Source organism: Azospirillum sp. UENF 111221, assembly GCF_058780625.1.
Genome location: NZ_JBSNCH010000005.1, coordinates 1,166,274 through 1,188,073, shown reverse-complemented (window position 1 = coordinate 1,188,073; position 21,800 = coordinate 1,166,274). Strand labels below are relative to the sequence as shown.

Genomic DNA, 21,800 nt, shown 5'->3' with positions numbered 1-21,800 from the left:
CCTCTTTGGGGGTAGGGGGCGGGGCCTGGGTCGAGGATGCTCCCCGCATGCTCACACCCGCGTCCGCAATCCCTCCACCGCTTCCTCCAGCGTCATGTCGATGCGCTTGATCCCGTGAAGCGCCAGGAAGCGTGCCTCGTTCTTCGACAGCTCGCCGGGGATGACCGCCCAGTGGCTGTCGGAGGAGCGCTTGGCGATCTGGCGGGCGAAGGTGCGCTGGATCTCCTGGTCGAAGCGGCAGCCCAGATATAGGAAATGACGGCCGGCGCGGCGGTCCTGGACGATGGCCGGGATCGGGGTCTGGATGTCAATCTCCGTCAGGATCTCGACATAGTCGCTGTCGGAGATCAGGTAGTTGCCGGCCGGCGTCGCTGCCCCCGACGGCTTGTACAGCACGGTGTCCCAGCCGGCCGCTGCCTCCGCGGAGGCTTCGGCACCGTCAGGGCCGTAGTAACGCACCCATTCGCCGGTCGATTGCGGGTGCGACACCCCCTGGATCTGTCCCCAGGCCCGGTCGGCGGCAGCGCTCAGCAGACCGTCCAGCACGCTGTCGTACCAGACATCGACCAGCAGCGGCGGGGCCGGGATCGCTGCCAGCAGGGCATGCACCGGTGTGGCGGGCACCGTCTGGCGGAAGATGTCGTTGAGGATGGCCTCCAGCGTCTTGCGGTGCTTGCGCGTCTCAATGAACTGGGCGACCGCGGTCAGGCTGGCGCGGATGCGGCCGGGGGCGGCGACCTTGGCGTTCAGGCGCTGCACCAACTCCGCCGAGTTGCGCGGGATCGGACACTGGTCGGGCGGCAGCAGGTCGAAGGCGCCGGGGCCGAGATAGGGCACCACCTGCCGCGCCGCAAGCGCCGCGGCGATGTCGGCCAGTGCCGCGGCGGCGTCCGGGACCGTGACGGAGTCGGAATCGGGTGCAAGCGTGGTGACGGTCATGGATGCCTCTTCCCTTCGGGGCTTCACAGATAGATCGCGGCGCCGGCACCGGTGTTGATGCTGGCGTCCTTCAGCGTTTCCACGATGAAGGCGACCTGGTCGCGGGTGATCTTGCGGTGCAGCGGCAGGGCCAGCACGCGGTCGGCGGTCTTGGTGCAGACCGGACAGGCGCCGCGCCCGGCACGATCTTCGCCCAGCGCTTCGATGTAATATTGCTGGGTGTGCAGCGGCTGGCCGTAGTCGCTGGCGTCGATGTCGTGGGTGTCCAGATCCTCGATGATCGACCGGCGGCCCGACGCGCTGAAGCGGGTGCCGAGATGGACGCAATAGACCATCGGGTTGACCACCTCGGCCCCCGGTCCGCGATAGGGCGGCTTGATCCCCTCGAAGCTCGCCATGGCTGCGTCGTAGTAGGCGATGACCAGATTGCGGCGGGTCAGGATCTCCGGCAGGCGCTTCAACTGCACCAGGGCGAGCGCGGCGTTCAGGTCGCTCATCCCCGCCTGCCAGGGCAGGGTGCGGGTGATGACCACGGTGTTGCGGTGCTCCGTCTCTCGTCGGCGCATGTAGCGCAGCCGGTGGGCGAGGTCGCGGTCGTCGGTGACGATCATCCCGCCCTCGCCGGCCAGCAGGATGCCGGGTTCGGAAAAGTCGAAGACCGCCGCGTCGCCGAAGGTGCCGACCATCTGCCCCTTGTAGGTCGAGCCGACGGCCTCGGTCGAATCCTCCAGCAGGATCAGCCCTTTGGCATCGGCAAGCGCCCGCAGCTCGTCCCAATGGGCTGGGTGGCCGTTGACGTTGCCGGCCAGGATTGCCCGGGTCTTCGGCGTGACCAGCGCCGCCGCCTTCTCCGGGTTGATGGTGTGCTGCCAATAGTCGATGTCGACCAGCACCGGCGTGGCGCCGGACAGCGCCACCGCATGCTGCACCTGATGCCAGCCGAACGGGCTGCACAGCACCTCGTCCCCCTCGCCGATGCCATAGCCCTTCAGCATCAGCAGCGTCGCCATGGTGCCGCTGGACACCGCCACCGCATGGTCGCGGCCGACATAGGCGGCGAAGCCGTCCTCGAACGCCCGCACCATCCGCCCGTCGCTCAAGGACCCGGAGGACAGCAGGCGGCCGAGCATCTCGACCTCGGCACCGGAGATGTCCGGATCGGTCAGCGGGATATAGTCGTCCACTCCGTCATCGTCGGAGGCGGCGGGGTCCCATGCTACGGCGGCTTCGCTCATTCACTCGTCCTCGTCCCGTTGGGCGATCACGACGCCGGTGGCAAGCTCCGGCTTGTCGGTGATGAGCCAGCAGTGGTTGTTGCCGTCCACCAGATGCAGGTCGAAGCCCGCCCCTTCCCGGAAGGGATCCTCCGCCATCACCGCGGCCATGGCGCCGGTGACGGTCTTAAGGTCCGGGTTGGCCTCGCGCACGCTGCGGACCACGGCGTCGAGCTTGCCGCCGCCGGCGAACAGTCTGCCGGCCAGGGTGGCGATGCTGTCGATGCGCTCAGGCGACAGAGCCATGGGGGTCACTCCGTTCCGCGCTTCTTGGCTTCCACGGTGATCGGCAGGCGGGTTTCCGCCGGCATCTCCGGCAGATCGAGCGTCCAGCCGTTGGCGACCTTGACCCAGCCGCCCCACAGGCCCGGCTTCTCCATCTCGACGATGGGCTCCTCCAAGTCCTTCTTGGCGACGTAGATCGTGTACTGTTCGGACGCCTTGCGGATCATCACCTTCATCACCGAAACTCCATCCTATTGTTTTAATTATATTTTCAGGCTGCGACCAACCGGGCGTGCAGGGCCGGCAGTTCCGACAGCACGGCGTCCACCTCCGCCGCGGTGGTGTAGCGGCTCAGCGAGAAGCGCAGGCTGGCAGCGGCCTCGGCGCCGTTCAGTCCCATGGCGGTCAGCACATGGCTCGGCTCGTTGCCGCCGGAGGAGCAGGCGGCCCCCATCGACACGGCGATGCCGGCGCGGTCGAGCCGCATCAGCAGTTCTTCGGCGTCCACCGGATGACCGCGCCCGTCGGCGAAGCGGATGTTGCTGGTGTTGGGCAGACGGGCGGCACCGGCGCCGTTCACAACCGCACCCGGCCAGCGGGCGAGGATGCCCTGTTCCAGCCGGTCGCGCAGGAAGGCGATCAGAATCCGCCTCATCCAACCAGAGCGAGGCCAGCGACGCGGCGGCGCCGAAGCCGACGATGCCCGGCACGTTTTCGGTTCCGCCGCGGCGGCGGCGCTCCTGATGGCCGTGGATCAGTGCATGGAAGGGGGCGCCCTTGCGGACATAGAGCGCGCCGACGCCCTTCGGCCCGTGCATCTTGTGGGCGGACAGGGTGAGGTAGTCGGCGATGCCGCAATCGACCGGGACCCGGCCCGCCGCCTGCACCGCGTCGCTGTGGAACAGCGCGCCATGGGCGTGGGCGATGGCCGACGCCCCTTCGACCGGCATCAGCACGCCGGTTCTCGTTGTTCGCCCACATCATGGAGACCAGCGCCGTCGCCTCCGTCACCGCGGCGGCGAGATCGACCAGGGAGGGCAGGCCGTCGCGGTTCACCGGCAGGATGGTGACGCGCCAGCCGCGTTGGCGCAGGTCGTCGAACAGGGCCAGCGTTGCCGGATGCTCCACCGCGGTGGTGACGATGTGGTCGCGGCGGTGGTCGGCCTCCTCGATCACGCGCAAGGCACCCAGGATGGCGGCGTGGGTCGCCTCGGTGGCGCTGCCGGTCATCACCAGATCGGCCGGCTTGGCGCCGATCAATGCGGCGACCTGGGCCTTGGCCTCGCTGACCGCGCGGCGGGCGGCCATGCCGGCGGAATGCGGGCTGGACGGATTGGCGAACTCGCCGAACAGGTGCGGCAGCATCGCCTCGCGCACCTCCGCAGCCAGGGCGGTGGTGGCGTTGTTGTCGAGGTAGACGGTCATCGCATCGCCCCCCATCACATCACACCGGGCACGCCGCGCCGCGACCCGTCGGCCGGGGCGATTTCCTCTTCCAGGCAGCCGACGACGGTGCCGCCGGGGAACTCCACCAGATAGACCGGCAGGCTGCCTTCCTCGGTGCGGCCGACGCGGACGATGGTGCCGGGCGTGCCCCTGGGCGCCAGCAGCGCGCCGTCCGGCACCTGCGGGTGGCTGCCGTCGTTGAACAAATCCTCCTGCACCGTGACCCGCAGGCCCCAGTCGTACAGCGGTTCGCGCGGCGGAATGAAACCGGGCTTGGCGGCGGCTTCGACGTCGGACATCGCGAGGCTCCTTATCGGTGGGGACCGGCTGGTTTGGCCTGGGGCTTCCGGGCTGGGTTCACTGGGGGTCGTTGCAGTGGGCGTCGATCACCTGAAGTTCGCGCGCGCGCATGCCGACGACGACCCGTTTCTCAAAGAAATCAACGGCATAGATGTAGTACATCTGCAGGTAAGTCCCGATGGAGATGACATAGCCGACATCGCCCTCGCGGATGAGGAAGTCGCCGACCGGCCGGCCGGGATAGGTCCCGTCGTTGCGCACGTCGCGCAGGGCCTTCACCTTGAACCCCTGCTCCAGCACCGGCGGGCCGACCAGCTCATTGGCATCCTCGGCACTGCGGGCGCGTTCGCGGCGGTATGGTGCGGCTGCTTCGGTGTCGGTCATGGCGCGGGTGCTCCGTCCGTTAGGGGCCGCTAGAGGGGCGGGAGGTCGTTGGCGATCGTGAAACCTGCAGCGAGACCGGCGGCGCGCTGGCGGGCGATGGCGCACACCTCCTCCTCCGGGTCGTCGAGCAGGGGGCCGAGCTGTCCAGCATCGATCCGCCCGGCAACGGCGAGGCGGACCATCCAGTCGGCATCCGTCAGCAGCACGTGCAGCTTCGACGGCGGCAGCCGCTGGGCCACAACCAGCCGAACCCGCGGACTGTCATCCCAGGCGAGGCTGGGCAGCCAGTCCATGGCGAGGCGGCGGGCGACCTCCACCCGAACCTCCGGATCCTCGTCATGCATCATCGCCGGCAGCATGCCGTCTGGAATCCGCCGCACCACCCGGAGCCGGACCGAACAGTCGGGATCGCGCATCAGCGGGGCGAGGTCGGCGTCCTCCAGCCGGGTGGCGACGGCGATCCGCACCTCGCGGTCGGGATCGTCGCGCAGCTTCATCAGCAGCCGGCGCGGCAGGCGGCGGGCCAGGACGGAGCGCACCGTTTCGTCCGGATCGCCCATCAGCCGGGGAAGCTGGAAGATCGGGGCGAAACGCGCCGCATTCGCCCGGACCTCGAAATACGGATGGTCGAGATGGCCGGCCGACAGATCCGGGTTCCATTCGAAAAATCGCTGGATGCGCTTGGCGTAGCGGTCCTCGACACAGGTCTTCAGCGGCAGGCAATGACCGGGCAGCTTGCCGCTGGGCGGCAGGGCCGTGGTTGCCGGATCGAGCCGGCGGTCGCGGTGGGCGCAGGCGGTGCAATCCACCGGTTCGCCGCGCCAGTCCAGGGATTCGAGGATGTCGTCGGTCATGCGCCGGCCTCCTCAAGTTCGTCCTCATGCTCGCGGCGGTCGGCGACGGCGATCAGGCGGGCGGCTCCGAAACGGTCGTCGGGATCGAGGTCGCGGACCTTGCCCAGAGCCTCCCGCCCGGCGTCGAGCCGCCCGGTGCGCAGCAGCAGGTAGCCGATGGCGACCAGGGCGAACAGGAACAGGCGGGGCGCCGGCTCCAACCCGCGGAAATCCGCGGTGGCCGGTGTGATGCTGCGCCAGTCCGTATGGTTGACGCCGAGTGCCGCCATCGCGTGGCCGAGCATGCGCTCGCCATAGACCAGCGCCGGACCGAGGTTGGCCTTGTAGAAGTGGAACTTGTAATGGCCGAGATCGACGAGGCGATGGCCGGGGGCGACCTCCGCCGCGCGGGCGAGATGGACGAGCGCCGCTTCGCTGTCGGCATAGCTGGCGGCGGCCAGATGCAGGCAGCGTTCCGCCTCGGGCGGAAGATCCCCGCCGTAGTAGCGGCGGGCGAGCCAGTCCTCATCCACCTCGTCCAGCATGGCGCGGTGCTCCTGGGTTTCCCCCCTCCCCCAGGGAAGAGGGGGAGTCACATCACGCCGGGACGCAGCAGTCGGCCGGGCAGACGGCGGCGCATTGCGGGCTGTCGAACTGGCCCTGGCACTCGGTGCACTTGGCCGGATCGATGACGTAGGTGCCCTTCTTCAGGCTGATGGCGATGTTCGGGCACTCGGCCTCGCAGGCGCCGCAGACGGTGCATTCGGCGGACTTGATCTTGTAGGCCATGGCTCTCTCCTTGGGTGATGGGATGGCTGTGGAGGGGGAAAGGGTGTCAGGCGCGGCGCGCGGTCAGCGCCCCGGTGCGGATCACCGCATCCTGGCCGGCACGGGACTGGACGACGCCCTGGCCGAGCCGCTCGGCGTAGTCTTTGAAGTAGGCCAGCGCAGATTCCTCGATGTAGTCGAAGGCAAAGCGGTCGACCGGTTCGATCCCGGCATCGGCCAGCGACTTGGACGGGCAGCCGCCGATCTTGGCGACGAACACCGCGGTGCAGTCGTTGATGGCGGCCAGCACACCGTCCAGCGTGTCGACATCGCCGGAGCCGCCTTCGCAATACTGGTCGACGCGGCGGTGCCCGACGAACTTGGCGCCGGCCGGTCCGACCTCGTAAATCTGGAATTCCCTGGCGTGGCCGAAATGCTCGTTGATGCGCTCGCCGCCCTTGGTGGCGACGGCGATCAGGATCGGATCGACCGTCGTGCCGACGCTGTCGCGGACATCGGCCTGGGCTGCGGCCTTCGAGGCGTGGCGGTCGGCGCGCTCGGATTCGACATGCTCGCGGTAGGTGCGGCGGGCCTCGTCGTCATACTCGACGAAGCCCATCGCCTCGATCTTGTCGGCGGTGAATTCCTCGCCGCGGTCCTCGCCCAGCAGGCCGACGGCATCGGCACGGCACTGGCGGCAGTGGCGCATCAGCTTGGCCCCGCCCTCGCAGGCGTCCTGCACCACCTTCAGCTCCTGCGCGGTCGGGCCGCGCTGGCCGTTCAGGCCGAAATACGTCCCATGGGCGGGGTCGGAGATCAGCGGCATGATGTTGTGCAGGAAGGCGCCGCGGCTCTTCACCGCCTTGTTCACCTCCAGCAGGTGCTCGTCGTTGACCCCTGGGATCATGACCGAGTTCACCTTCACCAGGATGCCGAGCGAGGTCAGCATCTCCAGCCCCAGCATCTGCTGCTCATGCAGGATCTTGGCGGCGTCCAGCCCGGTCCAGCGCTTGTGCTTGTAGAAAATCCACGGGTAGATCTGCGCGCCGACCTCCGGATCGACCATGTTGATGGTGATGGTGACGTGGTCGATGTTGTACTGCGCGATGGTGTCCACATGGTCGGGCAGGGCCAGACCGTTGGTGGACAGGCACAACTTCAGGTCCGGCGCCTTCTTCTGCAGCATCTCGAAGGTGGCGAAGGTGTTCTTGCCGGCGGCGGCCAGGCTGTCGCCGGGGCCAGCTATGCCGATCACCGACAGCTGCGGGATTTCCTGGGCGACGGCGAGGATCTTCTTGAGCGCCTGATCGGGGGTCAGCTTTTCGGAGACCACGCCCGGCCGGCTCTCGTTCGAGCAATCGTATTTGCGGTTGCAGTAGTTGCATTGGATGTTGCAGGCCGGGGCGACCGCGACATGCATGCGGGCGAAATAGTGATGCGCCTCTTCCGAGTAGCAGGGATGGTTCTTCACCTTCTCCCACACCGCCGGGTCCATGTCGGCCGGACCGTCCGACGATCCGCAGGACGACGACGAACAGCCGGACGCCGCCTCGGGTGCTGCGGGCATCACGGCCGGCGGGGCCAGTTCCCCCAGCCCGAAGATGCTGTCGAGCGAAACCACGTTGCTCATCATCGACTCCTTCCCTGCCGTGCCGGACGACACCGTTGGACGGAACGATGAGAAGCAAGTTCGGGGCCAAAAGAGGAAACGATGGAATTACAAAGGCTTGCCTGGATTTGTCGGCGGTGCGGACGCTGTCGTCATTGCGACAATGGCGGGGTGGGCGGAGGGCTTTGTCGGGGTGCCGACAAACCGGTCAGGGCAGCTCGGCGCGGAAGGCGACGACATGGTCCTGCCCTTCGTCCAGCACCTCGGCCCCAAAGCCGATCAGGCCGCTGCCGACCAGCTTGGTCGCATCCCGGCGTAGCACCAGCGGCGGCGACCCGCCGCTGCGGATGAAGGTGCCGTTGGTGGAATGGTCGGTCAGCAGGAAGCTCTCGCGGGTGAAGTCGACCACCGCATGCTGGCGGGAGGTCTGGCGCGAGGCGATGCGCAGGCCGCTGCTGTCCTCCCGCCCGATGGTGACGCGCGGCAGGGCTTGGCTCAGCGTGATGTCCTGCCCGCGATAGGCGAGGTGCAGCGTCACCATTCTGCGGCCGACCTCCGACACCAGCGAGAAGCCGAGCGTGGTGCTGTCGATGGCGTCCTCGGCATCGTCGCCGGTGCGGATTTGGTGGACGGCGATCGGTGCCGTCTTGCCCTTCATCGCGACGTTGCTCAGCGGCTTGGTCCGGCCGCGCAGGTCGGGCGACAAGCCCTCCACCAGAGCCAGGGTCGCCAGGATCTCGCCCGGCCGGGCGATCTGCTGCACCCGTGCGGCGACGTTGCAGGCGTCGCCATACAGGTCGCCGACCCCTTCGATCACGGAACCGAAATGGATGCCGATGCGCAACCGCAGCCCGTACTGGCCCTCGATGCCGATCATCGCGCAGGCGGTGCGGGCGCTGTCGTCGCGCAATGGGAAGGCGGCGAGCAGACCATCGCCCAGGCTCTTGATGACCCCACCGCGATTCTCATCCACCAATCGGCGCAGATGGGTCAGCACCCGCTGCGTCAGCGCCGCCGCCGCGACGTTGCCGACGCGCTCGTACAGCATCGTGCTGTCGGCGATGTCGACGAACAGCAGGGCGAGGGGCTTCTCAAGCGAAGGCAAGACGGAAATCCGTTCGACCGGGGAGCACGCCATCGAATCGAAGGCCCGGCAGGGTAACACGAAACCGCAGGGTGCGCGACGGGGGTGCCGCCGGACGGATGTCCGGCCCCCCGGTTGCCGGACCTAGAACCGCTTGATCTCGATGTTGTACTTGCGCAGCGCGTAGCTCACCTGACGGGTCGTCATGCCCAGAAGCCGGGCGGCCTTGGCCTGGACCCAGCCGGTCCGTTCCATCGCCCAGATCAGGCGGTCGCGCAGCGGGCCCGACTCCGGTTCGTCGAGCGGCAGGTCGGGCCCGGCCGAGGCCGGTTGCGGAGCCGGGGCGGACGGGACCGCCGGGACGGATGCCGCCGGCTGTGGGGTGGGCAGGGGGACGATGGCCGAAGGCGGCAGCGGTTTCGAGGCGCCGCAGACCGGCATCGGCCCCGCCCCGCAACCCGATGCGCAGGCCGGCCACTGTGCTCCGTTGGGCGCTCCGTTGGCTGCTCCATGCGCCGCCCCGTTGGCGGGGGCCGGCATTGCCGGCGGCATCCCTTGCGGCGCCCCCTGGGGCATGGCAGGCGTCTGCGGACGCCCCTGCGCGGGAGGAGCGACCGACGGATTGGTCGGCGTTCCGCTCATCGACGGGGCCAGCCCGCCGACGGCGGCGCCCATGGTGCGGTACTGGAACAGAACCGACGAGTTGCAGAGATTCATGCTGCAGGACAGGTCGGGCACGCGGATGGTGCCGTTGCGGCACTGGGTCGCCGCCCGCTCGATGCAGTTTTCCAACTCGCGGACGTTGCCGGGCCAGGTGCAGCGGTTCAGCACCTCCAGCGCGTCCGGGGCGATGTCCAGGTTGAGGCCGTTGTCGCGGCCGAACTTGCCGACGAAATGCTTGGCCAGCATGCCGATGTCGCCGCGCCGTTCGCGCAGCGGCGGCAGGTGGATGGTCACCACGTTGATGCGGAAATACAGATCGGCGCGGAACTTGCCGTGGCCGACCGCCTCTTCGAGGTTCAGGTTGGTGGCGCAGATCAGCCGCACGTCGGTCTTGATCGTCTTCGACCCGCCGACCCGTTCGAACTCCTGCTCCTGCAACACGCGCAGCAGCTTGGCCTGGAAGTTGGAGGAGATGTCGCCGATCTCGTCCAGGAACAGCGTTCCGCCGGAGGCCAGCTCGAACCGGCCCTTGTGGTCCTTCTGCGCGCCGGTGAAGGATCCCTTCTCGTGGCCGAACAGCTCCGATTCCAGCAGCGATTCGGGCAATGCTGCGCAGTTGACGCGGATAAAGGGAGCGTCCTTGCGCGGCGACAGATTGTGGATGGCGCGCGCGATCAGCTCCTTGCCGGTGCCGCTCTCGCCGCGGATCAGAACGGTCGACTTGAAGGGCGCCACCCGGTGCACCTGGGCCAGCACATCGACCATGTTGGGGCTGGTGCAGACCACGTCGTTGACCGGCGCCACCACCGGCCGCAACTCCTTCTGTACGCGGAAGGTCTCGCGCATCATGAAGCGCCGCTCTTCCGCCACCGTGCGGTGCAGGCGGACGGTCTGGCCGATCAGGTTGGCGACCATGGTCAGGAAACGGACATCGGAACCGAAATGGCCGCTGGGGCCGTCGTCGGAGATGCGGTCGATGGTCAGCACGCCGATGACGGCGCCGGCCGCCTTGATCGGCACGCCGACCAGCGACGCTACCTGCTCGTCCAGATCGTCGCGCCCGCCGGAGCGGTTGTTGAACAGCGGCTCCTCCGCGAGGTTGGGCACGACCGCCGGCATGCCGGTCTTCAGGATGCGGCCGCTGATGCCTTCACCCTGGTTGTAGTCGATCTCCTGCGCCGGCGAGTCCTTGGGCAGGCCCTGCGCGGCGACGAGGCGCAGGGCCCCGTCCTCGCCCTGGAGATAGACACGGCCGCGATGCATCTGCAGCTGGTAGGACAGCGCCCGCAGCACCTCGCGCAGGGTCTGTTCCAGAATCCAGCGACGACCCGAGGATCTTGCTGACCTCGTAGATCGTCAGCAGCTCCAGGCTGGAGGATGACGCGGACTGGGCAGCACTCGGCATGTTCGATCCCCTCGCTCGGCTGGGGACCCGGGCCAATGCCGGACGGGAGGGTCCAGCCATCGCAAGCCGTCGGGTCCCGGCGTCAGCGCCTTGATCCGTACCCCCCGAAAACCGCGGCGGCCGTTGGTCCGGCCATGCCGTTCATGTCCTGTTTTGGAGCCCGTCTTCCAGGCCGGGCATGGCTGCGACTCCGTTCGTACGCTGCCAGCCGGTGGAAAGTGTCCGTGACTGCTCGCCGAAAGGCAAGACCTTTTGCATAGATTCTGCTGCGGCGCACAATGACCTTAGCCATTGGTGGAATGGTGGTGTCATGTTAATAACTGACTGGTCAGTTATAAAGAGAGGCGCGCCATGCCCTCCCGCGAATCCGGTTCTCCGTCCGATTCCCGTCCCGAACCTGCCTCCGATCCGGCTGCGTCCGGCGAACCGCCGCGCTGGCGCCGCCGCAAGGACGCCCGGCCGCAGGAGATCGTCGCCGCCGCGATGGAGATCTTTGCCGACCGCGGTTTCGCCGCGGCGCGGCTGGAGGAGGTGGCGGCCCGCGCTGGGGTCAGCAAAGGCACGCTCTATCTCTACTTCCCCAGCAAGGAGGAGCTGTTCAAGGCGGTGATCCGGGCCGCCATCCTGCCGAACCTGCAACAGGCCGAAGCGCTGGTCGCCTCAGCCGGCGGGCCATGCTTTCCGGTGCTGGAGCGGCTGCTGCGCATGGTGGCGCGGCTGATCGCCACGACACGCATGGCGGTGATCCCGCGTCTGGTGATCGCCGAGGCCGGCAATTTCCCCGAGCTTGCCGCCTTCTACCACCGTGAGGTGATCCGCCGCGGCTTCGGCGTGCTCGGGGGCCTGTTGCGGCGCGGCATGGAGAGCGGAGAGTTCCGTCCGATGGAACTCGATCCCAGTGTGCGTCTGATCGTCGCACCGCTGTTGATGAGCGCCGTGTGGCGAACCTCCTTCGACGGGGTCAATGGCGAACCGCCCATGGATGTGGCAGCGCTGGTGGAGGTCCACATCGACAACCTGCGCCGGATCCTGCTGCGTGATGTCGATCTTCGGGCAGAGCGGGCAGGGGCGGGGGAGGATGCGCCATGAGCGGATTTCTCGGAAGCCTCCTGGACGGGCTGGTGGCCATCGCTCTGGCGGTGGGGCTGCCCATCGCGGCCGGCGGGACGCCGCCGCTCGCCCATGGCTATGTCGAGGGGGAGTATCTGCGCATCGCCGCCCCCAGCGCCGGCATGCTGGAAAGCCTGTCGGTCGCCCGCGGGGCACAGGTGGCGGCAGGAGCGCCGCTGTTCGCCATCGACCGCGCTACCGCCAGGGCTGAGCGCGACCGGCTTGCCGCGGCGCTGGCACAGGCGCGGGCACAGCGCGCCGACCTCGCCACCGGCAAGCGGGCGCAGGAGGTGGCGGTGCTGACCGCGCAGAAGGCGCGGGCGGAGGCGGCGCTGCGCTATTCCACCGCCGAGCTGGCCCGCCAGCAGGAGTTGGTCGCCCGCAAGGTCTCGTCCCCGGACAAGCTCGATCAGGCGCGCGCCGCCTTCGACCGGGACCGTGGCCAATTGGCGGAGGCGGATGCCCAAGTGGCGGTCGCCGCATTGGCGGCCCGGCCCGAACAGTTGCGCGCTGCCGACGAGGCGGTGACCCAGGCGGAGGCGGCGCTTGCCCAGGCGGAACGGCGGCTGGCCGATCTGGCTCCCGTCGCCCCGGCGGCGGCCCTGGTCGAGGACACGCTGTACAATCCCGGCGAGTGGGTGCCGGCCGGCTCCCCTGTGGTGTCGCTCCTGCCGCCGGAGCGGGTGAAGCTGGTGCTGTTCGTCCCGGAGACCGCACTGGCGGGGGTGGTGCCGGGCGGCGCCCTGTCGGTGCGCTGCGACGGCTGCCCAGCCGGCCTGTCCGCACGGGTGAGCCGGATCGCCTCGCAGGCGGAATACACCCCGCCGGTGATCTACAGCGTCGGCAGCCGGGAGAAGCTGGTCTTCCGGGTGGAAGCCCGGATGGAACCGGCATCGGGCCGGCCGCTGAACCCTGGGCTGCCGGTCGATGTCTGGTTGGCGGATGGCCGGCCGGCGGGGGCGGGGCAATGACGGTGGACAGCTTGGCGGCCAATGGCGGCCCGGCCATCGACGTGCGCGGCCTAGTCAAGCGCTTCGGCAGCAAGACCGTGGTCGACGATGTGTCGATCAGGGTGGAAACCGGCGAGATCTACGGCTTTCTCGGCCCCAACGGGTCGGGCAAGACCACGACGATCCGGCTGCTGTGCGGCCTGTTAACTCCCGATGCAGGGGAGGGCACCTGCCTTGGCCTCGACATCCGGCGGCAGAGTGCGGCGATCAAGCGGCAGGTCGGCTATATGACCCAGAAGTTCAGCTTCTGGGAGGACCTGAGCATCGCCGAGAATCTGGACTTCGTCGCCCGCATGTATGGGCTGCCCGACCGGCGGCGGCGGGTGGTGGAGGCGCTGGACCGGCTGGGCCTATCCAACCGTCGCACGCAGTTGGCGGGGGAACTGTCCGGCGGCTGGAAGCAGCGTCTGGCGCTGGCCGCCTGCATCCTGCACGAGCCGAAGCTGCTGCTGCTGGACGAACCGACGGCGGGCGTTGATCCCAAGGCGCGGCGGGAATTCTGGGATGAGATTCACCGGCTGGCCGGCGAGGGTCTGACGGTTCTGGTCAGCACCCATTACATGGACGAGGCGGAACGCTGCCACCGCATCGCGTACATCGCCTACGGCACGCTGATGACGCATGGAACGGTCGATCAGGTGATTGCCGGGTCGGGCCTGCACACCCGTCTGGTCGCGGGCAGCGGCCTGCACCGTATCGCCGCGGCGCTGGACGGTCAGCCGGGAGTGGAGATGGTGGCGGTCTTCGGCAGCCGCCTGCATGTCAGCGGAACCAACTCTTCAGCCCTGGACTGGGCGCTCGCCCCCTGGATTGGGCAGCCGGAGCTGCGGATCACCGCGACGGAACCGACGCTGGAAGACGTCTTTATCCATCTGATGAACCGCAGCACCGACAATTTCCGGTGACGGGTTACTCGGTCTGGGCCGAGGTGACGCCGGTGTTCTTGTTCCACTTCAGCGTCAGCTTGGAGAGCTGGCAAAGGTTCAGCCCCTGCCATACCGCCGACTCGCCGTCGTCATAGACGACCTTCATGTCCCACTTGCAGGTGCTCTCGGCCTTGGCGAAGGCAACCTCGAAGTACTCGCCGTCGTTCAGGACGTCGCGGCCGAGGATATCCTCGTCCCAGCTGTTGTTGTTGTTTTCCGAAACGTAGATGTGCTTCAGCGGATAGCCGGTCTTGTTGACGATCGTGAAGTCCTGCTGGCCGGCGAGCGCCGCGCCATGCATCAGAAACAGCGAGGACGCAACGAGCAGGGCCTTGGCAGCAACGTTCTTCAAGATGATCTCCGTCAGGGGAAAATTGGATCGTGATGAGATCTGTACATCGCAATCGCGGATAGTCAACCATTGAGTTAATCCAAGAGATTGTTGCAACACTGAAGCTTTATTTCTTTTGTTTGTAAGAAAACAACCTTTGGCGGAGTGTCCGGCATGGGCGGGACTTTCGACCGGCCGATTCCGCCGCAACGTCAGGGCGTCGGTTTGCCGGTTGCAAGAGGCCAATGGTCGCAAGCGCTTGGCGCGTCGTGCTCTTTGTCGCGGCGCACACAATGTGGTACATGATGAAAACCGGCCGGAAAGGCCGGTCAAGATCATGACCAAGTTCTGGACCGCAGCCGGTCCCGCCGGGGCGGTCCCAATCCAGGGGAAGGAACAACGCATGTCGGGTTTCAAGGACGCGCCGCCGGATGACCGGTCGGAACTGACGCCGGAGCAGGAAAGCGCCATCCGCATCGTCGCCAACAACCTGCACCGCCTGAACGACGCCGTCGTCAAGGCGGTCGAGGCCGGCGTGACGGTCGAGCTGATGCGCACCGCCCGCTACCACAACGAGACCGGCAACTGGGGCGATCAACTCACCCCGGTGATCCGTCCCGGCAAGTGATCCCGTCCGGCCGATCTGGCCGGACGCTTGGCGAAAAGGCCGCATCCGTCCAGCGGATGGCGGCCTTTTTTCGTATGTCGACAAAATTCCGGCGTGGACGGAAGGAAGGCTGGTCGCCGGCGGCGGCGGTCACAAACTTGTTGGGCATTCCGCTATCGATGCGAGGCCCCAGCCATGCCGTCACGCGACCCCGAACGGCGCGCAGCCGCCAGCCGTGAGCAGACCGATCGCCGTACGCTTCAGTCCGATTTCGATCCTGACACCGGGTCCGGCGACCGGCCGCTGACGCCGGGCGAAGTCAATGCGATGTGGAAGCTGAACCGGCTGGAACAGCCGACCTTCGACGATCTGACCCGTGGCCTTTGCCTTGGCCTGGTGTGGTGCATGGCGCTGTGGACGCCGATGTTCGTCAGCGCGCTTACCTGATCCCGTCCGCCGCACCGCCGCCCGGCCCGGTCCTGGTCAGCGACCGGATTCGCGCCGCCAGCTGGTCGGGGGTGAAGGGCTTCGCCAGCACCGATGCGGTGTCGGCGCCCATGGTGGCCAGCGATTCGGGGCTGTAGCCCGAGGCAAGCAGGACCCGCAACTGCGGCCAGTGCTCGCGGATGTGGCGGGCAAGGTCGACCCCGGAAACGCCGCCCGGCATCACGACGTCCGACACCACAAGATCGAAGTTGCGGTCGGTCTCCAGCAGAGCCAGCGCAGTGACGCCGTCTTCCGCGGTCTCGACCGAGAAGCCTTCCTGGGTCAGTCCTTCCACCGTCGCCATCAGCACCAGCGGATTGTCCTCCACCACTAGGATGCGCAGCGGGCGGATGTCCGCGACCGGGGCCGCCGGGACAGGGGCCGGCTCCTCCGGCCGGGCATCGGTCAGCGGCAGGTCGATGCACACATGTGTGCCCTCGCCGGGCCGGCTGTCGATGGTGGCGCTGCCGCCGGACTGCCGGGCGAATCCATAGACCATCGACAGGCCGAGCCCCGTTCCCTTGCCGACCCCCTTGGTGGTGAAGAAGGGGTCGAAGGCCCGGGCCATCACATCGGGCGGCATGCCGGCGCCGGAATCGGAAACCTCGATGCGGGCGGTGCGTGGCTCTGGACCGGGCGCAGCGGCGATGCGGATTCGGCCGCCGCCGGGCATGGCATCGCGGGCGTTCAGCACCAGGTTCAGCACGGCCATCTCCAACTGCACCTGATCGATGGCGACCGCCATCGGCACAGGGGCGATGTCCCACTCCAGTACGACGTCCGCCCGGATGGAGCGGGCCAGCAGGTCGGACATCCGGCGCAGGCTGTCGCCCAGATCGACCACCGTCGGGTTGACGGCATCCTGGCGCGAAAAGGACAGCAATTGCCGTGTCAGCTTCTCCGCCCGTTCCAGCGCGGTCCGCGCCCCGCCCAGGAAGCGCTGGCCGTCGGCCGGCAGATGGCGGGCCAGCAGGTGCAGGTTGGTGAGCGCTGCGGTCAGCAGATTGTTGAAGTCATGCGCCACCCCGCCGGTCAACTGGCCCAGCGCCTCCATCTTCTGGCTCTGGCGCAGCGCCTCCTCCAGCCTTTCGCGGTTGCGCACCTCCTCCGCCCAGCGCCGGACCGCGGCATTTTCGGACGCGGCGCGGCTGTAGGCGAGCCAGGCGAGGAGCGCCAGCGCCAGCGTCGCCGGAGCCACGAAGGCGGCGTCCAGAGCCATGTTCCGCCACCAGGAGCGGGTGACTTGAGTCCCGTCCAGCCCATAGACGACGTAGATCGGGAAGGCGCCGACCCGCTTATAGGCGAACACGCGCTCCAGCCCCTGCACAAAGCTGTTGCCGGTGCGGAAAATTCCCTCGTCCGGCTGGCGGCGGATTTCGGCACGCAGGCCGCGGTCGGCCGGCAGGGTCGGCAGGGTCGCGTTCGGCCGTGTCGGGTCCAGGGTCGGGAAGCGCATCAGCATCGCGCCGTCATCGCGGATCAGCGCAATGGATTCCCCTTCGGTGCCGATGATCCGCCGGTAGAAGCTGGCGAAATAATCGGGATCGATAATGGCGGCGATCATCCCGTCGAAACTGCCGTCGGGGCCGTCTGGACTGCTGCGGCGCCGGCTGATGCCGAAGCTGGGTTTGCCGCTGGTGGGGTCGACGACCGGGCCGGCGATGAGCAGGCCGGAATCCTTTTCCCGCTGCTCCCGGAAATCCGCGCGGTCGCCGATATAGCTGTTGCGTGCAGGGAAGACGAGGCTCGAGTTGCGCACGAATCCGTCGGGATCGGTCAGCCCGATGGCGCCAACCTGCTCAAGTTCGCCTTTCAGAGTCTTCAGATAGCGGTGCAGCGGCTCCGACTCGGCGATCTCGCGCCAGCTGCGTCCATGGATGCGCTCGTCCACCCGGTCCAGAACCTGGGACATGGTGTCAAACACCTTCAGCACATGTTCGTGCAGGATCAGGGCGTTCTTGCGGCTGTTCCGCTCGGCCTCGTCCTGAGCCTCCCACCGCTCGCGCCAGCCGATGCCGGCGAACAGAACGAGCGGCAGCGCGACCGACACAGCCAGCAGCAGGCGCAGCAGGCGCACTGCCCCCCTGCGGTCGGTCCGACTGTCGAGGTTGCGAACGGGCATCACCAACCATTGCCAGGAAAAAGGAAGCTTGCCGGCCTTCGGCGGCACAGGACAGGCCACTGGGCAGGCCTTTGGCCCAACCCCGTTCCGGTCACCATGGCCGAAGCATCGAAGGGTGGGCAACTCTGACTTTAAGGCAGGGAGGCGATGGCGGGTCGCAGTTCGGCGGTTTACGGATCGCAGGTGCAGGCGCGGGGAAAGCGACCTTCCGTCCAGCGGCGGCGGCGGCGGACATCGGATCCGTCATCCACCGGGCGGGGCAGCCCGCACAGATCGCCCAGCCGGTCCCGCAGATCGTCGAGATAGGCATTGGTGAGGATGGCGATGCCGGCGAAGAAGGGTTCGCGGCAACGGGTTGCGACGCGGCTGCAGAAATCCGGCATCCAGCGCAGCGGGTGGCGGTCGAGGAAGTGGACGGCGTCGAGCGGGCGCCCGCGGTCGAGCAGCGCGGCCAGAACAGCCAGTTCCGCGGCGACATGGTCGTCCGCCAGCCGGTCCAGCGGCGGCCCGCCAAATTCCACTCCCAGACCCGTGCGCCAGCGCAGCAGGGACGCGGCGGCATCGTCCCGCAGCTTCTCTTCCAGCCACGGACCTTCGGTCGGACAGGCCCGCAGCCCGCCGTTGATGTGGATGGCGGCGAAATCGGCGACCAGCGGGGCGAGGCAGCTGCGGGTGATCCGGTCCGGCAGGTCGCTCACCACCTCGTCCACCAGGGCGGCGGCCTGCTGCGAGTCGTCGCGGTCGAGTGCCAGCGGACCGCGGCCGACCGGTTCGCGTCGCAACGTCTCCAGCAAGGCGGCGGACGGTTCTTCGGCATGCAGGCGGACGAGTAGACGCAGGCCCCGGGATGAGGTGGCCAGATCGAGGGGGCTGGGAATAGGGGCTCCCGCGATGCCGGCACCATCCTTGGGATGGCCGTCCTGACGATGGGGTGGCAAGGCGGCCTCTAGAACCGTGCTGTCCACGCTGTTCCTCCCGGCATTCGGGCCGGATCGGACATGTGCCGGGGCCGGGCCGCATGGGAACGCTGCACGAATGGATTTCGTGTCTTATGGATTTCTTCCAGCGCCGCGGCTTCCGGGCGGATCGTTTGTCCGAACGTTTGCGCGATCTGTTGCAAGTCTCTACTACCAGCGGGGCTGGCATCGGTCAACTTGGCCGATGGACGGGGGAAAGACGTGGACCGGCTGTTGCCTTGCGACACGATGTCCTGCCTTATCGCAAGTCACCATCCCCCACAGGAGTTCCCGCCGCCATGCCGCTTCCCCTGATCGAACAGGCCGATGCGATCCCGGAGGTCTGCGCCGTCTACGACGACATCAAGGCGACGCGCAACGTCCCCGACGTGAACAATTTCTGGAAGGCAATTGCCCACCATCCGCCTACCCTGGCACGGACCTGGGAGAGCCTGAAGGAGGTGATGGCGCCCGGTGCGCTGGACCCGCTGGTCAAGGAGATGATCTTCGTCGCGGTCAGCGTCACCAACAACTGCCAGTATTGCATCCGCTCGCACGAGGCGGCGGCGCGGCGTCTGGGCATGACCGACGCGCAGTTCGGCGAGCTGATGGCGGTGGTTGGCATGGCGAACGAGACCAACCGCCTCGCCGTCGGCTATCAGGTCGAGTTGGACGAGCGGTTGAAGTGAGCCGCATCAGGCGGCGCGCGGCAGCGCCCGGGCCGCCTCGTCCGGTCGGCGTTGGGACAGGCGGCGCTGGGGCAAGCCGTTGATCAGGTCGCTGCGAACGGTGAAGTGGGCGGTGCTGCGGCCGTCGCCCACTTCCTCGCTGGCGATGCGCTCCACCCGCACCTCCACGTCCCAGCCGATGGTGGCCCAGGCGGTGCGGATGCGGCGGGCCAGTTCGTGGGCGCCGCGCTCGCTGAAGCTGTCGAGCCGCCCGCCCGATGGGCCGGGATGGAAGCGCGGATAAAGCTGTGGCATGGCCTTGTCTCCTCGATCGACTGCGGTGCGCCGGAGATGTCCGCCGCTTCGCCAAACAAAGGAATAGTCCAATTTGGACTATAAGGACCAGAAAAAGCCGATACCGTTGTGGTATGTCGGTCAGGGCTCCTGCAAGCCGACCACGGTGTGCAGGGTGTCGATTTCTTCCAGCGGCACGGAAAATTCGCGGTCGGCCGGCCGGTATTCGCGCAGGATCACCATGTCGGCGCCTCGCCGCACGAACTCCTTCACCAGCACCGCTTTGTTGCATTTGACCACCACCACCCCGGATCCCGCGGCCGGCGGTTTGTGCGGGTTGACGTGCAGAAGCTGGGCCGGGCGGAAACGCGGCATCATCGATTCGCCGACCACATACATGGCATATGGATCGCGGGCGTTCTTCAAATAGTCGGGGCGTGCGATCCAGTCGATGGGCCCGTCCTCCAGAAACATTTCCTGGTCCACGCCGCCACGTGCCGCCGCCCGTACCGGCATCGACGCCGCGGCCTGCGCCTGCGGAAGCGGTGCCGTGCGGAGGAGCGGCGGAAGCGACGGGCGGGCGGGGCGCTGGGAAGGCGCTTGGGCCGTCGCGGCGGTCGGCCCTTCGAGACCGAGCAGGACCGCCGGCTCCACGCCCAGCGGCCCGGCCAGCTTTACCGCCCAGTCGACGGTCAACTTGCGCTGGCCGGTTTCCAGCTTGTTGATCTGTGGCTGGGAGGTGCCGGCCATCTCGGCCAGCTTTTCCTGGCTCAGCCCGGCGGCCTGCCGCAGTTCGCGCATTGTGGTCATGTGACCTTCATACCAAAACGGCTTCGGAAAGTCCATCAGAGCGGAATAAATCCAGTTGCGCGCAGAAGCCTGCTTGGTCTAAACCATTGCGGTATGACGCTCGACGATTGGCTCAACCGGACCGCAACCAAGGAAGAGGCCTTTGCCGCCCTGATCGGGACGAGCCAGGCGACGGTCAACCGCTACCGCCATGGCCGCCGCGTCCCCCGTCCCGCCGTCATGGCCCGAATCGCCGCCGCCACTGGTGGGCGGGTCACGGCGAACGACTTCCATGGGCTGGGTGACGGACAGGGGCAGGGGTGATGGAGCGGAACGCGCGCAACAAAAAAGGCCCTCTCCCGGTGGGAAAGGACCTTTCCTGTAACGCTGCCGCTCTTAGAGTCTTCCATGTGATTCACGCTTCAAGCAATCCAGCGTGAAGCGATCACACTCTAGGAGAACAGGCTCGACACCGACCGTTCCTCGCTGATGCGCATGATCGCTTCGGCGAGCAGGGGGGCGATGGTCAGCTGGCGGATGTTGCGCGACACGCGCACCGCCTCGGTCGCCTGGATGCTGTCGGTGGTGACCAACTGCTCCAGCGGCGACACGGCGACGCGGGCGACCGCACCGCCGGACAGGACGCCGTGGGTGCAGAAGGCGTGGACGGACTTGGCACCGGCCTCCATCAGGGCGACGGCGGCGTTGCACAGCGTGCCGCCCGAGTCGACGATGTCGTCGATCAGGATGCAGCGGCGGCCGTTGGCGTCGCCGATGATGTTCATCACCTCCGACACGCCAGCGCGCTCGCGCCGCTTGTCGATGATCGCCAGATCGGCGTCCAGGCGCTTGGCCAGCGCGCGGGCGCGCACCACGCCGCCGACGTCCGGCGACACGATGGTGATCTCGTCGATGCTCTCGAAGGACTGGCGGATGTCCTTCTCGAAGACCGGGGCGGCCATCAGGTTGTCGGTGGGGATGTCGAAGAAGCCCTGGATCTGGCCTGCGTGCAGGTCCATCGTCAGCACGCGGTTGGCGCCGGCCTGGGTGATCAGGTTGGCGACCAGCTTGGCCGAGATTGGCGTGCGCGGGCCGGTCTTGCGATCCTGGCGGGCGTAGCCGTAGTAGGGGATGACCGCCGTGATGCGCCGGGCCGACCCGCGCCGAAGCGCATCGATCGTCACCAGCAGTTCCATCAGGTTGTCGTTGGCCGGGAACGAGGTCGACTGGACGACGAACACGTCCTCGCCGCGCACGTTCTCCAGGATCTCGACGAAAACCTCCATGTCGGAGAAACGGCGGACGCTGGCTTTGGTCAGCGGCACGCCGAGACAGGTGGAGATCGCCTCGGCCAGCGGACGGTTGCTGTTGCCGGCAAGCACCTTCATCGGGGTCGGCTCTCTTTGCAGGGAAACGGCTCAAGGCACGTTCGCCGCTTGCGCGCCGGCGCCCCTTGAAAACGGGGCGGACCATAACAAAGGGTCGGCCCCATGTAAACGTTCCATGACGGTCGGGTCTTTCCCCATTGGGGAATGCCGCCCTGCGCGGGCGGCATGACCATGGCCGTTCCG

The 21,800-nt window shown here is 67.7% G+C and carries 26 protein-coding genes and 2 pseudogenes; 7 read left to right on the top strand and 21 right to left on the bottom strand.

Going from position 1 to position 21,800, the window contains the following annotated elements:
- Window positions 1-51: 51 nt before the first annotated feature.
- The 15 genes and pseudogenes from ACWPN3_RS20140 to nifA all read right to left on the bottom strand — a co-directional run bounded on the left by ACWPN3_RS20140 (window position 52) and on the right by nifA (window position 10,818).
- Window positions 52-939: an SIR2 family protein gene (locus ACWPN3_RS20140; protein WP_492240930.1), complete on the bottom strand. Its 888-nt coding sequence runs from the start codon at window positions 937-939 to the stop codon at window positions 52-54.
- Window positions 940-962: 23 nt separating this feature from the next.
- Window positions 963-2,174 carry a DegT/DnrJ/EryC1/StrS family aminotransferase gene (locus ACWPN3_RS20135; RefSeq protein WP_492240929.1) on the bottom strand — a complete coding sequence of 404 codons (1,212 nt, stop codon included), beginning with the start codon at window positions 2,172-2,174 and terminating at the stop codon, window positions 963-965.
- Window positions 2,175-2,459, bottom strand: a complete 285-nt coding sequence (locus tag ACWPN3_RS20130) for a hypothetical protein (RefSeq protein WP_492240928.1) — start codon at window positions 2,457-2,459, stop codon at window positions 2,175-2,177. It abuts the gene before it with no gap.
- A 5-nt stretch (window positions 2,460-2,464) separates the two neighbouring features.
- Window positions 2,465-2,674 carry a putative nitrogen fixation protein NifT gene (nifT, locus tag ACWPN3_RS20125; RefSeq protein ID WP_098739281.1) on the bottom strand — a complete coding sequence of 70 codons (210 nt, stop codon included), beginning with the start codon at window positions 2,672-2,674 and terminating at the stop codon, window positions 2,465-2,467.
- A 35-nt stretch (window positions 2,675-2,709) separates the two neighbouring features.
- Window positions 2,710-3,093 carry an aminotransferase class V-fold PLP-dependent enzyme gene (locus ACWPN3_RS20120; RefSeq protein WP_492261702.1) on the bottom strand — a complete coding sequence of 128 codons (384 nt, stop codon included), beginning with the start codon at window positions 3,091-3,093 and terminating at the stop codon, window positions 2,710-2,712.
- A 73-nt stretch (window positions 3,094-3,166) separates the two neighbouring features.
- Window positions 3,167-3,388 (bottom strand): annotated as a pseudogene (locus tag ACWPN3_RS20115) (aminotransferase class V-fold PLP-dependent enzyme); the annotation flags it as partial.
- A gap of 79 nt (window positions 3,389-3,467) precedes the next feature.
- Window positions 3,468-3,803: pseudogene (locus ACWPN3_RS20110) on the bottom strand (aminotransferase class V-fold PLP-dependent enzyme); the annotation flags it as partial.
- A gap of 74 nt (window positions 3,804-3,877) precedes the next feature.
- Window positions 3,878-4,183, bottom strand: a complete 306-nt coding sequence (locus ACWPN3_RS20105) for a nitrogen fixation protein NifZ (RefSeq protein WP_492240926.1) — start codon at window positions 4,181-4,183, stop codon at window positions 3,878-3,880.
- Between the two features lie 58 nt (window positions 4,184-4,241).
- Complete coding sequence (locus ACWPN3_RS20100) at window positions 4,242-4,568, bottom strand: nitrogen fixation protein NifZ (RefSeq protein ID WP_492240925.1); 327 nt, start codon at window positions 4,566-4,568, stop codon at window positions 4,242-4,244.
- 29 nt (window positions 4,569-4,597) lie between these two features.
- Window positions 4,598-5,422: a 4Fe4S-binding leucine-rich repeat protein gene (locus ACWPN3_RS20095; protein ID WP_492261701.1), complete on the bottom strand. Its 825-nt coding sequence runs from the start codon at window positions 5,420-5,422 to the stop codon at window positions 4,598-4,600.
- Entirely contained in the window at window positions 5,419-5,946 is a 528-nt protein-coding gene (locus ACWPN3_RS20090) for a hypothetical protein (protein ID WP_492240923.1), read from the bottom strand. The genes ACWPN3_RS20095 and ACWPN3_RS20090 overlap by 4 nt, the downstream gene beginning before the upstream one ends.
- A gap of 52 nt (window positions 5,947-5,998) precedes the next feature.
- Window positions 5,999-6,190, bottom strand: coding sequence for a 4Fe-4S dicluster domain-containing protein (locus ACWPN3_RS20085; RefSeq protein WP_014248512.1), 192 nt, complete (start codon window positions 6,188-6,190; stop codon window positions 5,999-6,001).
- Between the two features lie 46 nt (window positions 6,191-6,236).
- A complete protein-coding gene (nifB, locus tag ACWPN3_RS20080) occupies window positions 6,237-7,802 on the bottom strand; it encodes a nitrogenase cofactor biosynthesis protein NifB (RefSeq protein ID WP_492240922.1) in 1,566 nt (521 codons plus the stop codon).
- Window positions 7,803-7,986: 184 nt separating this feature from the next.
- Window positions 7,987-8,883 carry an adenylate/guanylate cyclase domain-containing protein gene (locus ACWPN3_RS20075; RefSeq protein ID WP_492240921.1) on the bottom strand — a complete coding sequence of 299 codons (897 nt, stop codon included), beginning with the start codon at window positions 8,881-8,883 and terminating at the stop codon, window positions 7,987-7,989.
- 123 nt (window positions 8,884-9,006) lie between these two features.
- A complete protein-coding gene (gene nifA / locus ACWPN3_RS20070) occupies window positions 9,007-10,818 on the bottom strand; it encodes a nif-specific transcriptional activator NifA (protein WP_492261700.1) in 1,812 nt (603 codons plus the stop codon).
- Between the two features lie 463 nt (window positions 10,819-11,281).
- On the opposite strand from nifA, the gene ACWPN3_RS20065 reads away from it, so the two are divergent.
- The 3 genes from ACWPN3_RS20065 to ACWPN3_RS20055 are packed head-to-tail and all read left to right on the top strand — an operon-like array spanning window position 11,282 to window position 13,955.
- Entirely contained in the window at window positions 11,282-12,019 is a 738-nt protein-coding gene (locus ACWPN3_RS20065) for a TetR/AcrR family transcriptional regulator (RefSeq protein WP_492240919.1), read from the top strand.
- Entirely contained in the window at window positions 12,016-13,011 is a 996-nt protein-coding gene (locus ACWPN3_RS20060) for an HlyD family secretion protein (RefSeq protein ID WP_492240918.1), read from the top strand. Before ACWPN3_RS20065 ends, ACWPN3_RS20060 begins: the two co-directional genes overlap by 4 nt.
- Entirely contained in the window at window positions 13,008-13,955 is a 948-nt protein-coding gene (locus ACWPN3_RS20055) for an ABC transporter ATP-binding protein (RefSeq protein ID WP_492261699.1), read from the top strand. The genes ACWPN3_RS20060 and ACWPN3_RS20055 overlap by 4 nt, the downstream gene beginning before the upstream one ends.
- 4 nt (window positions 13,956-13,959) lie before the next feature.
- On the opposite strand, the gene ACWPN3_RS20050 is transcribed toward ACWPN3_RS20055, so the two are convergent.
- On the bottom strand, window positions 13,960-14,328 hold the full coding sequence (locus ACWPN3_RS20050) for a hypothetical protein (protein ID WP_247872806.1): 369 nt from the start codon (window positions 14,326-14,328) through the stop codon (window positions 13,960-13,962).
- A gap of 382 nt (window positions 14,329-14,710) precedes the next feature.
- Between ACWPN3_RS20050 and ACWPN3_RS20045 the strand changes: the two genes are divergently transcribed.
- Together ACWPN3_RS20045 and ACWPN3_RS20040 are read left to right on the top strand one after the other, a co-directional pair.
- Window positions 14,711-14,935, top strand: a complete 225-nt coding sequence (locus ACWPN3_RS20045) for an SMc00767 family acetate metabolism repressor (RefSeq protein WP_042443767.1) — start codon at window positions 14,711-14,713, stop codon at window positions 14,933-14,935.
- A 174-nt stretch (window positions 14,936-15,109) separates the two neighbouring features.
- Window positions 15,110-15,361, top strand: a complete 252-nt coding sequence (locus ACWPN3_RS20040; RefSeq protein ID WP_109096187.1) for a hypothetical protein — start codon at window positions 15,110-15,112, stop codon at window positions 15,359-15,361.
- Here ACWPN3_RS20040 and ACWPN3_RS20035 read toward each other — a convergent pair.
- Window positions 15,354-17,522 (bottom strand): hybrid sensor histidine kinase/response regulator, encoded by a 2,169-nt coding sequence (locus ACWPN3_RS20035; protein ID WP_492240916.1) that lies wholly within the window; start codon window positions 17,520-17,522, stop codon window positions 15,354-15,356. The genes ACWPN3_RS20040 and ACWPN3_RS20035 overlap by 8 nt on opposite strands.
- A 170-nt stretch (window positions 17,523-17,692) precedes the next feature.
- Window positions 17,693-18,487 (bottom strand): TorD/DmsD family molecular chaperone, encoded by a 795-nt coding sequence (locus tag ACWPN3_RS20030; RefSeq protein ID WP_492261698.1) that lies wholly within the window; start codon window positions 18,485-18,487, stop codon window positions 17,693-17,695.
- A gap of 290 nt (window positions 18,488-18,777) precedes the next feature.
- Between ACWPN3_RS20030 and ACWPN3_RS20025 the strand changes: the two genes are divergently transcribed.
- Window positions 18,778-19,167 carry a carboxymuconolactone decarboxylase family protein gene (locus tag ACWPN3_RS20025; RefSeq protein ID WP_492240914.1) on the top strand — a complete coding sequence of 130 codons (390 nt, stop codon included), beginning with the start codon at window positions 18,778-18,780 and terminating at the stop codon, window positions 19,165-19,167.
- 6 nt (window positions 19,168-19,173) lie between these two features.
- On the opposite strand, the gene ACWPN3_RS20020 is transcribed toward ACWPN3_RS20025, so the two are convergent.
- Both ACWPN3_RS20020 and ACWPN3_RS20015 read right to left on the bottom strand, forming a co-directional pair.
- The gene (locus tag ACWPN3_RS20020) at window positions 19,174-19,461 is read right to left on the bottom strand and encodes a hypothetical protein (RefSeq protein WP_492240913.1); all 288 of its coding nucleotides are present in this window, start codon (window positions 19,459-19,461) and stop codon (window positions 19,174-19,176) included.
- Between the two features lie 120 nt (window positions 19,462-19,581).
- A complete protein-coding gene (locus ACWPN3_RS20015; RefSeq protein ID WP_492261895.1) occupies window positions 19,582-20,241 on the bottom strand; it encodes an XRE family transcriptional regulator in 660 nt (219 codons plus the stop codon).
- A 102-nt stretch (window positions 20,242-20,343) separates the two neighbouring features.
- Between ACWPN3_RS20015 and ACWPN3_RS20010 the strand changes: the two genes are divergently transcribed.
- Window positions 20,344-20,553 carry a helix-turn-helix domain-containing protein gene (locus tag ACWPN3_RS20010; RefSeq protein ID WP_492240911.1) on the top strand — a complete coding sequence of 70 codons (210 nt, stop codon included), beginning with the start codon at window positions 20,344-20,346 and terminating at the stop codon, window positions 20,551-20,553.
- 128 nt (window positions 20,554-20,681) lie between these two features.
- On the opposite strand, the gene ACWPN3_RS20005 is transcribed toward ACWPN3_RS20010, so the two are convergent.
- Window positions 20,682-21,617: a ribose-phosphate pyrophosphokinase gene (locus ACWPN3_RS20005; RefSeq protein WP_063635101.1), complete on the bottom strand. Its 936-nt coding sequence runs from the start codon at window positions 21,615-21,617 to the stop codon at window positions 20,682-20,684.
- Window positions 21,618-21,800 lie beyond the last annotated feature (183 nt).

Coding starts and splice junctions, on each gene's coding strand:
- ACWPN3_RS20140 (WP_492240930.1), bottom strand. CDS start 939: ATGACCGTCACCACGCTTGCACCCGATTCCGACTCCGTCACGGTCCCG.
- ACWPN3_RS20135 (WP_492240929.1), bottom strand. CDS start 2,174: ATGAGCGAAGCCGCCGTAGCATGGGACCCCGCCGCCTCCGACGATGAC.
- ACWPN3_RS20130 (WP_492240928.1), bottom strand. CDS start 2,459: ATGGCTCTGTCGCCTGAGCGCATCGACAGCATCGCCACCCTGGCCGGC.
- nifT (WP_098739281.1), bottom strand. CDS start 2,674: ATGAAGGTGATGATCCGCAAGGCGTCCGAACAGTACACGATCTACGTC.
- ACWPN3_RS20120 (WP_492261702.1), bottom strand. CDS start 3,093: ATGAGGCGGATTCTGATCGCCTTCCTGCGCGACCGGCTGGAACAGGGC.
- ACWPN3_RS20105 (WP_492240926.1), bottom strand. CDS start 4,183: ATGTCCGACGTCGAAGCCGCCGCCAAGCCCGGTTTCATTCCGCCGCGC.
- ACWPN3_RS20100 (WP_492240925.1), bottom strand. CDS start 4,568: ATGACCGACACCGAAGCAGCCGCACCATACCGCCGCGAACGCGCCCGC.
- ACWPN3_RS20095 (WP_492261701.1), bottom strand. CDS start 5,422: ATGACCGACGACATCCTCGAATCCCTGGACTGGCGCGGCGAACCGGTG.
- ACWPN3_RS20090 (WP_492240923.1), bottom strand. CDS start 5,946: ATGCTGGACGAGGTGGATGAGGACTGGCTCGCCCGCCGCTACTACGGC.
- ACWPN3_RS20085 (WP_014248512.1), bottom strand. CDS start 6,190: ATGGCCTACAAGATCAAGTCCGCCGAATGCACCGTCTGCGGCGCCTGC.
- nifB (WP_492240922.1), bottom strand. CDS start 7,802: ATGATGAGCAACGTGGTTTCGCTCGACAGCATCTTCGGGCTGGGGGAA.
- ACWPN3_RS20065 (WP_492240919.1), top strand. CDS start 11,282: ATGCCCTCCCGCGAATCCGGTTCTCCGTCCGATTCCCGTCCCGAACCT.
- ACWPN3_RS20060 (WP_492240918.1), top strand. CDS start 12,016: ATGAGCGGATTTCTCGGAAGCCTCCTGGACGGGCTGGTGGCCATCGCT.
- ACWPN3_RS20055 (WP_492261699.1), top strand. CDS start 13,008: ATGACGGTGGACAGCTTGGCGGCCAATGGCGGCCCGGCCATCGACGTG.
- ACWPN3_RS20045 (WP_042443767.1), top strand. CDS start 14,711: ATGTCGGGTTTCAAGGACGCGCCGCCGGATGACCGGTCGGAACTGACG.
- ACWPN3_RS20040 (WP_109096187.1), top strand. CDS start 15,110: ATGCCGTCACGCGACCCCGAACGGCGCGCAGCCGCCAGCCGTGAGCAG.
- ACWPN3_RS20035 (WP_492240916.1), bottom strand. CDS start 17,522: ATGCCCGTTCGCAACCTCGACAGTCGGACCGACCGCAGGGGGGCAGTG.
- ACWPN3_RS20025 (WP_492240914.1), top strand. CDS start 18,778: ATGCCGCTTCCCCTGATCGAACAGGCCGATGCGATCCCGGAGGTCTGC.
- ACWPN3_RS20020 (WP_492240913.1), bottom strand. CDS start 19,461: ATGCCACAGCTTTATCCGCGCTTCCATCCCGGCCCATCGGGCGGGCGG.
- ACWPN3_RS20015 (WP_492261895.1), bottom strand. CDS start 20,241: ATGCGCGAACTGCGGCAGGCCGCCGGGCTGAGCCAGGAAAAGCTGGCC.
- ACWPN3_RS20010 (WP_492240911.1), top strand. CDS start 20,344: ATGACGCTCGACGATTGGCTCAACCGGACCGCAACCAAGGAAGAGGCC.
- ACWPN3_RS20005 (WP_063635101.1), bottom strand. CDS start 21,617: ATGAAGGTGCTTGCCGGCAACAGCAACCGTCCGCTGGCCGAGGCGATC.